This is a genomic window from Streptomyces shenzhenensis (genome assembly GCF_003688995.1).
Taxonomy (GTDB): domain Bacteria; phylum Actinomycetota; class Actinomycetes; order Streptomycetales; family Streptomycetaceae; genus Streptomyces; species Streptomyces shenzhenensis_A.
In genome coordinates this window covers 24,636-36,844 of the sequence record NZ_PENI01000056.1, presented here as the reverse complement: position 1 = coordinate 36,844, position 12,209 = coordinate 24,636, and the positions used below count along the sequence as shown (strand labels likewise).

The 12,209-nt window shown below is 74.3% G+C and carries 9 protein-coding genes and 1 pseudogene; 5 read left to right on the top strand and 5 right to left on the bottom strand.

What is annotated here, in order from left to right:
- Positions 1-211 (top strand): annotated as a pseudogene (locus CTZ28_RS44590) (xylose isomerase); the annotation flags it as partial.
- 94 nt (positions 212-305) lie between these two features.
- Here CTZ28_RS44590 and CTZ28_RS44585 read toward each other — a convergent pair.
- From CTZ28_RS44585 to CTZ28_RS44575, 3 genes are all read right to left on the bottom strand, one after another.
- Positions 306-1,652, bottom strand: a complete 1,347-nt coding sequence (locus tag CTZ28_RS44585; protein ID WP_121895499.1) for an esterase-like activity of phytase family protein — start codon at positions 1,650-1,652, stop codon at positions 306-308.
- A 143-nt stretch (positions 1,653-1,795) separates the two neighbouring features.
- Positions 1,796-3,094, bottom strand: coding sequence for an SWF or SNF family helicase (locus CTZ28_RS44580; RefSeq protein ID WP_121895497.1), 1,299 nt, complete (start codon positions 3,092-3,094; stop codon positions 1,796-1,798).
- Positions 3,091-5,955, bottom strand: a complete 2,865-nt coding sequence (locus tag CTZ28_RS44575; RefSeq protein WP_121895495.1) for a DEAD/DEAH box helicase — start codon at positions 5,953-5,955, stop codon at positions 3,091-3,093. The genes CTZ28_RS44580 and CTZ28_RS44575 overlap by 4 nt, the downstream gene beginning before the upstream one ends.
- Positions 5,956-6,214: 259 nt before the next feature.
- Here CTZ28_RS44575 and CTZ28_RS44570 point away from each other — a divergent pair, with 259 nt between their 5' ends.
- Positions 6,215-6,397 carry a hypothetical protein gene (locus tag CTZ28_RS44570; RefSeq protein WP_067052638.1) on the top strand — a complete coding sequence of 61 codons (183 nt, stop codon included), beginning with the start codon at positions 6,215-6,217 and terminating at the stop codon, positions 6,395-6,397.
- A gap of 223 nt (positions 6,398-6,620) precedes the next feature.
- Here CTZ28_RS44570 and CTZ28_RS44565 read toward each other — a convergent pair whose 3' ends face one another.
- The gene (locus CTZ28_RS44565; RefSeq protein WP_121895494.1) at positions 6,621-7,463 is read right to left on the bottom strand and encodes a hypothetical protein; all 843 of its coding nucleotides are present in this window, start codon (positions 7,461-7,463) and stop codon (positions 6,621-6,623) included.
- 149 nt (positions 7,464-7,612) lie between these two features.
- Positions 7,613-8,212 (bottom strand): class I SAM-dependent methyltransferase, encoded by a 600-nt coding sequence (locus CTZ28_RS44560; RefSeq protein WP_121895492.1) that lies wholly within the window; start codon positions 8,210-8,212, stop codon positions 7,613-7,615.
- Between the two features lie 151 nt (positions 8,213-8,363).
- Here CTZ28_RS44560 and CTZ28_RS44555 point away from each other — a divergent pair, with 151 nt between their 5' ends.
- The 3 genes from CTZ28_RS44555 to CTZ28_RS44545 are packed head-to-tail and all read left to right on the top strand — an operon-like array spanning position 8,364 to position 12,193.
- Complete coding sequence (locus tag CTZ28_RS44555; RefSeq protein WP_121895491.1) at positions 8,364-9,140, top strand: MHYT domain-containing protein; 777 nt, start codon at positions 8,364-8,366, stop codon at positions 9,138-9,140.
- 48 nt (positions 9,141-9,188) lie between these two features.
- Complete coding sequence (locus CTZ28_RS44550) at positions 9,189-11,759, top strand: sensor histidine kinase (protein ID WP_121895489.1); 2,571 nt, start codon at positions 9,189-9,191, stop codon at positions 11,757-11,759.
- Complete coding sequence (locus tag CTZ28_RS44545; protein ID WP_121895487.1) at positions 11,756-12,193, top strand: roadblock/LC7 domain-containing protein; 438 nt, start codon at positions 11,756-11,758, stop codon at positions 12,191-12,193. Before CTZ28_RS44550 ends, CTZ28_RS44545 begins: the two co-directional genes overlap by 4 nt.
- Positions 12,194-12,209 lie beyond the last annotated feature (16 nt).

The following is a 12,209-nucleotide window of genomic DNA, read 5'->3' as shown; positions in this document are numbered from 1 at the left end:
CTTCCGCGCCGACCCCGAGGTCCAGCAGGCCCTCACGGCCGCCCGCCTCGACCAGCTCGCCCGGCCCACCGCCGCCGACGGCCTCCAGGCACTGCTCGCGGACCGCACCGCCTACGAGGACTTCGACGTCGAGACCGCCGCCGCCCGCGGCATGGCCTTCGAACACCTCGACCAACTCGCCATGGACCACCTCCTCGGCGTCCGGGGCTGAACGCACGCGCGCGTGGGGCGGCGCATTTCCTGCCGCTCCACGCGCGCGTGCCGATGTCCGGTCGGTACCGCCGTGCTTCTCCTGCGCGGGACCGTCAGATGCCGTGGGGCAGCCGGACGTAGGTCACGCTCGTCTCGATGCCGCTGTCGACGAGCCGGCCCTGCGCGTCGAAGGCGCCCGAGCCGTCCGTCATCCCGAAGTCGTTGTCGTTGATGAGGGCGAGCGTGTCATGGTCCACGCGCGCGACGCCCTCGATCTTCCCCGGCAAGCCGCTCACCTTGCCGAGGTCGACCACGAGCCGCTTGGCGAGCACCGGGACGCCCGCGGCGGCCGGGTCGTCCAGCTGCTCCAGCGAGGGCGACGTGGTGTCGTCGTCCCAGGGGCCGCCGAGGATGTCGGCCTTGCGGCTCAGCTTCACCACCTGGAGGCGGGCCGCCTTGTCGGTGCGCTCCTCGACCAGCAGCCGGTCACCGCCGAGGGCCACCACCGAGGAGATCTTCAGCTCGGACGTGTCGTCCTCGCCCGGGTCCACCACGCCGACCGGGTCGAACCGGTAGGCGTACTCGGCGGTGACCGCCTTCTTCTTCGGCGAGAAGCGCAGCAGCCGGGTCGTGCGCGAGGCGTCCCCGGAGGCCGCGTCCGGCAGCGAGAGCGGGCTCTGCAGGGCCATCACGAGGTCACCGCCGGGCAGCAGGGCCAGCCCCTCGAAGCCGCGGTTCCCCTTGCGGTGCAGCAGCACGGACGGCAGCGCCTCCACCACCGGGTAGTCGGCACCGGTCAGGTTCAGCCCCTCGGGCACGTACCGGGTGAGCACCTTGCCGCGCGCGGAGGCATGGACCAGCGACGGCCCGTACTCGTCGACCAGCCAGAACGTGCCGTCCGCGGCCCGCACGATGCCCTCGGTGTCCAGGCCGTTCGGGTTGTACGACAGCAGCGTCGTGGCGTCGTAGGTGTACGGCGCCTCGTCGCGCGACTTCTGGTTGGACAGCCCGGTGACGGCCTTGCCGGAGGACGTGGTGAGGGGGATCGCGTCGAGCACCTTGACGCTGCTTCCGGACAGCCGGATCTTCACGATCGCCGGGTCGAAGCCGGGCACGGGGAACGTGCGGCGCTTCTGGCCGTCGACCTTGATCTGGCCGTTCGGTCCGCGGTCGGTCACCGTCCAGAACTCGTCCTTGCGGCCCGTGGGGTAGATGTCGCTGCCGATGCCGCCGAGGTCCACCCCCCGGTCGTCGGCCACGCTGCCGGGCAGCAGGGCGTTGCTGAACGTGCCCAGCGGAATGTCCGCGAGCGTCGCCGTGCGGACGACATGGGCCTTCGCCGCCCCCGTCGGCGCCGCCGCGGCCGTGCCGGTTGCCACGAGGGCGGCTGCCAGGGCCAGCGGAAGCCCCGTGACGACGGAACGGTGGGCTCGGCGCCGGCCGGTGGTGTGCGAGGACATCGGGCCTCCAGAGGTCAAGTTCGATGGCATTGGCCAGATTTGAGCCCCGGAGGGAAATCGGTACGACTGCCGGATGAACGCAGGGCGGCGCCCACTCGTCCAATCGCCGGGCCGTGGAACCCGGCCGACGAACCGTCAGCCGCTCACTCCCGCACGGCCACCGGTCCGTCAGGGCTCACGGACGGCTCCTCCTCAAGGGCCGGCCGGGCCGTCGCGAGGGCCGTCGCCGGATCCCGCGCCGCGTCCCCCGCGGGGATCCAGTGACCACGCAGCCGGTAGGGCCACCAGCGGCCGTCCCGCCCCAGCCGCAGCTGCACGCCCGCGCCGTGCACGGTCCATCGGTTGCCCGCCCGCCGCAGCGCCGGCCGGTCGTCCTCGTCCCAGGCGGCGTCCAGCGCGGCACACGCGCGTGCCAGGGCGTTGCCCTCCAACTGCCACTCCTCGTCGAGCACGGCCAGCGCCTCAGCGCCGCCGTGGCGCCAGGCGCGCGCGGCCGTCTCCAGACCTTCCGGGTCGCGGCCCGAACCGTCCGCCAGGCGGTGCGCGACGGCCCTACCGGGGGCGCCCGCGGCGAGCCGCACGGCGTCCTGGCCCACCGTCAGCTCCGGTTCGGTCCTTGCCTGCCCCGGCGCACCGTGGAGCGCCCCGGCGAGCAGCCGACGCGCCTCCGCGGCGGTCCGCGCGGCAAGGTACGCGAGCGCCTCAGGGTCGATCCCGGGCGCCGGTGCCGCCTCGGCGTCCAGGGACGGCGGCCGGCCGGGCGCGTCGGGCAGCGGGGGCGGGGCGGGCAGGGGCGGCAGGATGCCGCCGGCCGCCCAGGCCTCCGCGGCGTCCACTCCGTCCGGCTCGTCGACCGGTCCCTCGGGCACCGCGGTACGTGACTGCAATGCGTCCAGCAGGGCGTGTCTGCCCCGCCCCCGCAACAGCAGCAGCACGAACGGATCCTCGTCCAGCAGCCGCGCCACCTGGTGGCACAGCGCCGCCGTGTGCCCGCAGTGGTCCCAGGTGCCGCAGTCGCACTCGGGCTCCAGATCGCCCAGTCCCGGCAGCAGTTCGATCCCCGCGACCGCCGCGTCCTCGACCAGGTGGGGCGGCATCTCGCGGTCGAGCAGCGCCGCCACGTGCCCGGCCCGCTCGACGACCAGGTCGAGCAGCCGGTCCCACTGTTCGTCCGGGAGCTCCGGCAGCAGCACATCGGCCCGGTGCGCGGCGCGTCCCGGGTCCCGGACGATCGCCGTGACCCGGCCCGGCCGCACCGAGACCGCGCCCACCGCCCCGGAGCGCGCGAGCCTGCGCCCCGCCTTTACCTGCGCCCCGTCCAGCGCCGTGTCCTCCAGGGCGCGCAGCCACGCCCGGCCCCACCACGTCTGTGCGAAGCCCCGCCCGCGCGCGGGCGGCAGCGCGGGGAACGTGCGCTCCGTGTCGTCGTCGTACCGGGTCATCGCGACTCCCCGCGCAGCTCCACCAGTGCGGCCAGTTCCGTGTCTGTCAGTTCTGTGAACGCCGCCTCGCCGGAGCCGAGGACGGCGTCGGCCAGTTCCCGCTTGCGGTTCAGCAGTTCCGCGATGCGGTCCTCCACGGTTCCCTCGGCGATCAGCCGGTGCACCTGTACGGGCCGGGTCTGGCCGATGCGGTACGCGCGGTCGGTGGCCTGCGCCTCCACCGCCGGGTTCCACCAGCGGTCGTAGTGCACGACGTGCTCGGCCCGGGTCAGGTTCAGGCCCGTGCCGGCCGCCTTCAACGAGAGCAGGAAGACGGGCACCTCGCCCTCCTGGAAGCGCTGCACCAGCTTCTCGCGCTCGGTCACGGGCGTGCCGCCGTGCAGCAGCTGCGCGGGCACCCCGCGGGCCGCCAGATGCCGTTCCAGGAGGCGTGCCATCCGTACGTACTGGGTGAAGACGAGCACGCCCGCCCCCTCGGAGAGGATCGTGTCGAGGAGTTCGTCCAGCGACTCCAGCTTCCCCGACCGTCCGGCGATCCTGCCGGTGTCCTCCTTGAGGAACTGCGCCGGGTGATTGCAGATCTGCTTCAGACCGGTCAGCAGCTTCACGATCAGCCCCCGGCGCGCCATGCCGTCGGCCGTGGAGACCGCCTCCAGCGTCTCCCGGACCAGGGCCTCGTACAGGCCCGTCTGCTCCCCGGTCAGCGGTACGGTGTGATCGGTCTCGGTCTTCGGCGGCAGTTCGGGCGCGATGCCCGGATCCGATTTGCGGCGCCGCAGCAGGAACGGTCGCACCAGCCGGGCGAGCCGCTGCCCGGCGGCGGGGTCACGGCCGTCCTCGACGGCCTGCGCGTACCGGGCGCGGAAGGTGCCGTGGCGGCCCAGCAGCCCGGGGGTCGTCCAGTCGAGGATCGCCCACAGTTCCGACAGATTGTTCTCCACCGGGGTGCCGGTGAGCGCCACGCGTGCGCGTGCTCCGACGGAACGCAGCGCCCGCGCCGTCGCCGCGTACGGGTTCTTCACGTGCTGGGCCTCGTCGGCGACGACCATGCCCCAGGGGATCTCGCCGAGGCGTCCCGCCTGCAGGCGGAGCGTGCCGTACGTCGTGAGGACGAACTCGCCGTCGGCGCACGCGTCCAGGGTCCGTCGCGGGCCGTGGAAGCGGCGCACCGGGGTGCCGGGCGCGAACTTCTCGATCTCCCGCTGCCAGTTGCCCAGCAGGGACGCCGGGCAGACCACGAGCGTGGGGCCGGCCGCGGCGGGGTCGGTCTGCCGGTGCAGATGCAGGGCGATCAGCGTGACGGTCTTGCCGAGGCCCATGTCGTCCGCCAGACAGCAGCCGAGCCCCAGGGACGTCATCCGGGCCAGCCAGGTGAACCCCCGCAGCTGGTAGTCCCGCAGCGTGGCGGCGAGTGCCGCGGGCGGACCGACCGGCTGCTGTCCCTCGGGGTCCGCGAGCCGCTCCCGCAGCTCTGCCAGCCACCCCGTGGGCCGTACGTCGACGTGGCGGCCGTCGACCTCCGTCGAGCCGGTCAGCGCGGCGCCGAGCGCCTCGACGGGTGTGACCTCGCGGTCCTGCCGCGCACGGGCGCGACGCGCCTCCCGCGGGTCGATCAGCACCCACTGGTCGCGCAGCCGCACCAGGGGACGCCCGGCCTCGGCCAGTACGTCCAGCTCCTCGCGGGAGAGTTCCCGGCCGTCCAACGCGAACCACCAGGTGAACGCGAGCCGGGTGTCGGCCGACAGGAACGACGGCACCTGCGCGCGTGCCGCCTCCCGTGCGCTCCCGCCGGTCGGCGGGCCGATGTCCACCTGGGCGGACAGCTCCCGCGACAGTTCCTTGGGCCAGTGCACCTCGACGCCCGCCGCGGACAGGGCAAGCGCGCCCGCTCCGAGGAGTTCGGTGATCTCGTCGTCGGCGAGTTCGACGCGGTCCGGTACGGTCGCCGACAGCAGGGCCGTGAGCGGCGGCCAGGCGCGGGCCGCGCGGCGCAGGGCCAGCAGGACGTCCAGCCGCGCGTGGGGACCGAAGGCCGGGCCCGAAGGGCCGGATCCGGACCACACCTCGGCCGCGTCCGCGACGGTCGCCGGACCGCCGACGGTGTGCACCTGGAGGACGGCACGGAACCGCTGCGGGGCGTCGTCGTGGGACGTGTCGTCGAGTCCGGGCACCTCGATCCGCAGCGAGAGCCGTACGCCCGCGTCGTGTCCCGCGGCGACGCCGTCGGCCCAGGCCCGCTGCCCGGGCAGATGCTGCGGCCGCGTTGCCGCGTACGCCGGGCCGCCCGTGACCAGCGGCGCGGCGGGGGAGCGGGGGAGCGTGTCGGCGACCGCGTCCAGGAAGGCGTGCAGCAACCGCTCCGGGGCGGGCAGCCGAGGCGGCTCGGCGTCGCTCACCGGGACGGCATGCGCCTCCGGCGGCATCGACGCGGCGAGTTCGCGGACGAGTTCCGTGTCCCGCGCGGTCAGGGGGCCGACCCGCCAGGCGTCGTGATCGGCCGGGGAGAGCCCGGGCAGCAGCAGACCGCGGGCCAGGAAGTGCAGGGCCAGCAGGCCGGCCGAGCCCCAGAACGCGGTGGCCCGATGGGCGAGCGGGTCGACACGCGCGCGTGTGAGCACCGGCAGGGCGGCGCGCACCGGCAACAGCACCGCGGGCACGCGCACCCGCTCGATGCCGTGCCCGCCGGACACTGCCACGCCCAGGTCCGCGACGGCTCCCGAGCCCGGAGCGGGGGGATGGGCGCCGTCGGGCCGCCAGAAGGCGAAGTGGCCGGCACGCGCGGGGTCGGCCGGTACGAACACGGCGGGGCAGCGGGCCAGTTCGGACGACTCGGGGGGTGGGGCCGCGGTGATGCTCTGCACAGCTCTGCCCGACTCCTCAAATTTGACTACTGGGGGCACGGCCGCCGAGGTTACTCCAGGTCCGCGGCCGACCCCGAACGGCTAGGCTGTGACCTGAGTCACTTCAGCCAGTGCTCGATGTGCGGCACGGACATCCGGCCTCGGGGGTGCGTAAGGGTCGCGTATCAGGGACGTCTCAGGGTCGCGGTCCGGAACTGTGGGAAGCACGGGCCCGTTTTCAGAACAGAGAGCGGCAGTGGCCGCGAAGGAGGCGACGCACATGTCGAAGAACGCGAAGATCGCCGCAGGGGGTGTGGCGGTCGGGCTCATCCTGTTGATATGGCTGCCCTGGTGGGTGGCGTTCCTGATCGTGGTGGGCGTTCCGGCCGCCGCGTATCTCGCGCTGGACCCCTCGCAGCGGCGCAGGCTGCGCCGAGTGACCCGCAAGGAACTCGGCCGCTGAGGCGCCGGAGCCTCAGCGCGTCACCCTTCGGCGCGCGGAAGCCGACCGCTTCGCCGCCCCCGGACGTGTCGACGGCACGGTCCGGTGGTGGCGAGGGCCGCACTTCGCACGGCAGGCGCCCGGCCCCGGGCCGCTGATTCGGCGCCGCCGGCCGCATTGGTCACTTACCGGCTGCTGCGGCCCGGCCACCGTCCCACCTCACCGCGCGACTGCTGCCACGGGTTCAACTGGGGCGCACGGCCAGCTTGTCGAGTGCCTCCAGGAGCCCGGGCAGCTCCGGGCCGCGGCCCACCGGCAGTACCTCGCCGGGCTCCTCGTCCAGCAGCACGAACGCGATGTCGTCGGTGCGGGCCACCATCGACCAGCCGGGCCCGTCGGCGCGCAGCGTCCGGGCGTCGCCCGGGGCGAACGACGAGCGGACCCGGCCGATCGGCGGTGGTGCGGCCACATAGGCGCGGGCCTCGGCCAGGACGCGCCGGACGCCGCGGTGGCCTTCGGCGGGCCCTTCCGCGCCTTCTGGGGCCGCTTCCGCGGCCTCCTTCGGTGCGGCGGCGGGCAGGGAGAAGTCGGCGTCGTCGATCTGCTCCCGCCAGACCGCCCACTGCAACGCGATCTCGTCGGCGCCGAGCCGCCGCTGGGCCGGGCCCCAGGTACCGGTGTCCGGCGGGGCCAGCGGCGGGCCGTCCGCCACATCGGGTGCGGGATCGTGCGGCGCCGGCACGCCCGGTGCGGCGACGGCGACCGCGAGCGGCCAGCCCGGCAGGGCCGCGACGACCGTGCGCTCGTCCGGCGACAGGTCGTACTCCATGCCGCAGTCCCAGGACGCGATCGCGACGGCGACCAGCGAGACGTCGTCGATGGCGACCGTCCAGCGGGCTCCCTCGCCGTCCTGGCCGAGCACCAGGCCGTACCCGTCGGCCAGCGGCGCGAGTCCGAGTGCCGCGCAGGCCTCCGGGTAGTCGTCGCCCAGCACGCTCGGAAACTGCGCCGGTGTCAGCAGCACGGCCGTGAGCACATACAGCGCATCGTCCGCGGCGGCGACGACCTCCTCGTCCGTCCCGGCCATTCCAGCCTCCCCAGGGTTCGTCCAACGGCGCGCACCCTAGTGCGAGCGGAAGGCGGTTGTCACGACTCTCCTTCACACCCGGAGCTGCAGTTATCCGCCTGGACAGGGGCGAAACGGCCGCGGACCGACGAGCGTGCGCGGAGTCCTGCTCAGGCCTCCCGGACCGCCAGGGCGAGGAAGCGGGCGTCCTCGTCGACGTACGACGTCATGCGCCATCCCGAACCGGCGAGCAGCGGGTGAAGGTTGGCTTCGGCGCGCAGGTCGTCCGGGGTGATCCGGCGCCCCTGGCGGGCCGCCAGCGCCGCGCGGCCGATCGGATGGAACAGGGCCAGCGTGCCGCCCGGCCGCACCACCCGCGCCAGCTCCCGCAGATTCTCGGCGGGGTCGGGGAGATGCGCGATCAGACCCGCCCCGAACGCGGCGTCGAAGGCCGCCGACCGCAGTGGCAGCGCGGTCACGTCGGCGAGCAGCAGCCGCCCGTCCCGGTCCCGGCCCGCGCGTACCGCCTCGTGGAGCATCGCCGGGGTCAGGTCGGCGCCCACGACCAGCCCCGAGGGGCCCACGGCCGCGCGCAGCGGCGGCAGGGCGCGGCCCGTGCCGCAGCCCGCGTCGAGCACGCGGTCCCCGGGCCGCAGCCCGAGTTCGGCGACGGCGGCCGCGTAGGCGGGGCCGTCGTTCGGGAACTTCTTGTCCCAGTCGGCGGCGCGGGCGGTGAAGAACTCCTGTACGCGTGTGTGGTCGTCGCTCATGTCTGGCATGATCCCGCACGACGCGAAGGATGTCGCAGCGCGCATGTTCGAGCCTGACGCGATCGTTCCATCCCATCTCTGTGTCATATTCCAACACCTTTCGAAATGCGCCCCCGTTGTGCGCCCCTGCTCCGGCTAGCGTCCCGGGGCCATGGGACACCTGGACCACGCCGCCTTCGGCTGGCTGACCCCCGTGCTGTCGTACGCGATGGCCGGTATCGGCTCCGCGCTGGGACTGCGCTGTACCGTCCGCGCACTCGCCGCGACCGGCCGGTCGCGCCGCAACTGGCTCGCCACCGCGGCCTCCGCGATCGGCACCGGCATCTGGACCATGCACTTCGTGGCCATGCTGGGCTTCCGGGTCAGCGGCACCGACATCCGCTACGACGTGCCGCTGACCGTCCTCAGCCTCCTCGTCGCCATGGTCGTCGTCTGGGCCGGCGTGTTCGCCGTCGGCTACGGCCGCGACCGCACCCGGGCCCTCGCCCTCAGTGGTCTCACCACAGGACTGGGCGTCGCGAGCATGCATTACCTGGGCATGGCGGCGATACGGCTGCACGGCGACGTCGGCTACGACCCGGTCCTCGTCGCGCTCTCCGTACTGATCGCCGTGGTCGCGGCCACCGTGGCCCTGTGGGCGGGACTGAACATCAAGTCGCCCGTCGCGGTCACCGTCGCCTCGCTCGTCATGGGGGCGGCCGTCGGCAGCATGCACTACACCGGCATGCTCGCGGTGACCGTCCACGTCACCCCCTCCGGCTCGGTCCTGCCCGGGGCCACGGCTATGCAGTTCATCTTCCCCCTCGCCGTCGGCCTCGGGTCCTATCTGTTCCTCACCTCGGCCTTCGTCGCGCTCTCGCCCACGGCGGGGGAGCGCGAGGCGTCCGCCTCGGCCCAGCGGCCCATCGAGAGCGCCACCGCCCGCTAGCCGGACCCGGCACGAGCACGCCCCGGACCACCACCGAGCGAGGAGCCCATGCGCACACCCCGGAGGACATCCACGGCCGGCACCCGGGCGCCGTCCCCACCGCCCGTCCGCGGTCGCCGCGCGCACGCCGGACCACCCGCCGACGAAGGCACCGACGAGCCGGTGGGCACCGTGCCGGCGCGTGCGCCCACGCGCGCGGGGCGCTGGCGGACACGGCCGCGGACCGTGCGGGCCAAGGTCGTCTGCCTCCTGATGGTCCCCGTCGTCTCCCTGCTCGCGCTGTGGGCCTACGCCACCGTCAGCACCGCGCAGGACGTCGCCCGGCTGCGGCAGGCGCAGCACATCGACGCCGAGTTGCGGGCCCCGGTCGCCGCCGCCGTGGCCGCCCTGCAGGCCGAGCGCGCGGCGGCGGTCCGCTATGCGAGCGACCCGGCCGCCGGATCGGGCGGCGGCCTCAAGACACTCGGCGCGCGAACGGACCGGTCCGTGGCCGGACTTCGGCTCGGCGACGACCACACCGTCGCCGACAGCCGAGAGCTGCCCGCCGACGTCGCACGCCGCCTCACGGACTTCGTCACCGGAGCCGAGCGCCTGCGCACGCTGCGGACGGCGGTGCTCGACCGCAGCGTCGACTGGGACGAGGCGTACGCGCGGTACACGAAGACCATCGCCACGGCCTTCGGTGTGGGCGGATCCCTCGCCGGTGTCCAGGCCGACGATCTCGGCGCCGACGCGCGCGTGCTCCTCGAATTCGCCCGCGCGGGCGAGGCGCTGGCCCAGGAGGACGCGCTGTTCGCCGGGGCGCGTCCGGCCGGACGGCTCGACGGCGAGCGGCTGCGGCTGTTCACCGCGGCGGTCGGCACGCGCCGCGCTTTCACCGAGACCGCCGTCGCGGATCTCCCGGCCGCACAGCGCACCGCCTGGCTCGGCCTTGCCGACAGCAGCGCCTACCGGGCCGTCACGGCTGTCGAGGACGCGATTCTGGCGAGTCATCCGGGTGCCCGGACGGTCGGCGCGGCCCCCGACACCCCATGGGATGCCGCCCACGCACGCGTGCGGGACGGCATGCGCTCGATCGAGACGGACACCGGCCGGGCCGACCCGTTCGCGCGCGGCCTGTTCACCCCGGCCGGTGCGGCAGTCCTCTTCGGCCTGATCGCGGTCGCCACCTCGCTCGTCATCTCCGTGCGCATCGGACGGGGACTCGTCGTGGAACTGGTGAGCCTGCGCAACGACGCCCTGGAGATCGCCCGCCGCAAACTCCCCGAGGCCATGCGCAGGCTGCGCGCCGGGGAGGAGATCGACATCCGGGCCGAGGCACCGCCCGGGCCGCCCGCGGAGGACGAGACCGGACAGGTCGCCGAGGCACTGACCACCGTGCACCGGGCCGCCCTGCACGCCGCCGTGGAGCGCGCCGAACTCGCCAGCGGCATCTCGGGTGTGTTCGTCAACCTGGCCCGCCGCAGCCAGATCCTGGTGCACCGTCAACTGACCCTGCTGGACAGCATGGAGCGCCGCTCGGAAGACCCGAACGAACTGGGCGACCTCTTCCGGCTCGACCACCTCACCACCCGGATGCGCCGCCACGCGGAGAGCCTGATCATCCTCTCCGGGGCCGCCCCCGGACGGGCCTGGCGGATGCCGGTGTCCCTCACGAACGTGGTACGGGCGGCCGTCTCCGAAATCGAGGACTACGCGCGCGTGGAGGTACGCCGGCTCCCCGAGACGTCCGTCGTCGGCGCCGCCGTCGCCGACCTGACCCACCTGCTCGCCGAACTGATCGAGAACGCCGCCCAGTTCTCCCCGCCGCACACGCGCGTGCGCGTCACCGGCGAACCCGTCGGCAACGGCTACGCCGTCGAGATCGAGGACCGCGGCCTGGGCATGGGGAAGGACACTCTCGCCGAGGCGAACCGGCGCATCGAGCAGTCCGAGGCGCTCGACCTGTTCGACAGCGACCGGCTCGGCCTCTTCGTCGTCAGCAGGCTCGCGGCACGCCAGGGCGTCAAGGTCCAGCTGCGGCCCTCTCCCTACGGCGGCACCACCGCGGTGGTCCTGCTTCCGACCGCCCTTCTGCACACCGGCGCGGCGGACGGTTCCGCCGGCTTCGCCGCACAGACGCAGCAGCAGACGGAACACACGTACGCGCGCGTGGCCGGCGCCGCCCCGCCCCAGGCAGCCGTCGTCGTGGCGGCGGACCGGCTCGCCCTCGTCGCCACCGACCGCGCGGAGCCCGGACCGGCGGCCGACACCGCGCCCCCCGGAGCCGAGTCGGCCACTGGAACCGCGCCCCCCGGAGTCGGGCCGGCGACCGACAACATGCCCCCCGGAGTCACGACCTTGCGACTGCACCGCCCGACGGACGGCCCCGAGCCCGCCGACGACCTCCCGCGCCGGGTGCGCCAGGCACACCTCGTCCCGCAACTGCGCGGGCAGCGGGCCGAGAAGCCGGACCGGACACCTGAGTCCGACGATGATCGGCGCACCCCCGAACTCGTACGGGACCGCATGGCCGCCTACCGCGCGGGATGGGCGCGCGGCGGCGGCCGGCCACCCGGCCGCGGCACCGGCCCGGACCGAGGAGCGGGCCGGGACAGCAGCGAAGGAGACCCCGCATGATCCAGGACCCGAACACCGGGGCCGACCGGCGCTCCGGCGAACTCGACTGGCTGCTGGACGATCTGGTGGCCCGCGTGGGCGAGGTACGGCACGCCGTGGTGCTCTCCAACGACGGTCTCGCCGTCGGCGCCTCGACCGGCCTGGCCAGGGAGGACGCCGAGCACCTGGCCGCCGTGGCGTCGGGCTTCAACAGCCTCGCCAAAGGCGCGGGCCGGCACTTCGGCGTGGGCGGGGTGCGCCAGACCATGGTGGAGATGGATGACGGATTCCTGTTCGTCGCCGCGGCCGGGGACGGCTCGTGCCTCGCCGTCCTCACCGCCGTGACCGCGGACATCGGACTGGTCGCCTACGAGATGGCGCGGCTGATCAGACGGGTCGGTGAGCACCTCTACACGCCGCCGCGCGCCACCGTCCGGCCGCCCGCGGCCGGATGAGCCGGAAAGGCGGACA

What these genes read in the sequence shown, in the direction of transcription:
- CTZ28_RS44585 (WP_121895499.1), bottom strand. Translation starts at nt 1,652, where the DNA reads ATGTCCTCGCACACCACCGGCCGGCGCCGAGCCCACCGTTCCGTCGTC.
- CTZ28_RS44580 (WP_121895497.1), bottom strand. Translation starts at nt 3,094, where the DNA reads ATGACCCGGTACGACGACGACACGGAGCGCACGTTCCCCGCGCTGCCG.
- CTZ28_RS44570 (WP_067052638.1), top strand. Translation starts at nt 6,215, where the DNA reads ATGTCGAAGAACGCGAAGATCGCCGCAGGGGGTGTGGCGGTCGGGCTC.
- CTZ28_RS44565 (WP_121895494.1), bottom strand. Translation starts at nt 7,463, where the DNA reads ATGGCCGGGACGGACGAGGAGGTCGTCGCCGCCGCGGACGATGCGCTG.
- CTZ28_RS44560 (WP_121895492.1), bottom strand. Translation starts at nt 8,212, where the DNA reads ATGAGCGACGACCACACACGCGTACAGGAGTTCTTCACCGCCCGCGCC.
- CTZ28_RS44555 (WP_121895491.1), top strand. Translation starts at nt 8,364, where the DNA reads ATGGGACACCTGGACCACGCCGCCTTCGGCTGGCTGACCCCCGTGCTG.
- CTZ28_RS44550 (WP_121895489.1), top strand. Translation starts at nt 9,189, where the DNA reads ATGCGCACACCCCGGAGGACATCCACGGCCGGCACCCGGGCGCCGTCC.
- CTZ28_RS44545 (WP_121895487.1), top strand. Translation starts at nt 11,756, where the DNA reads ATGATCCAGGACCCGAACACCGGGGCCGACCGGCGCTCCGGCGAACTC.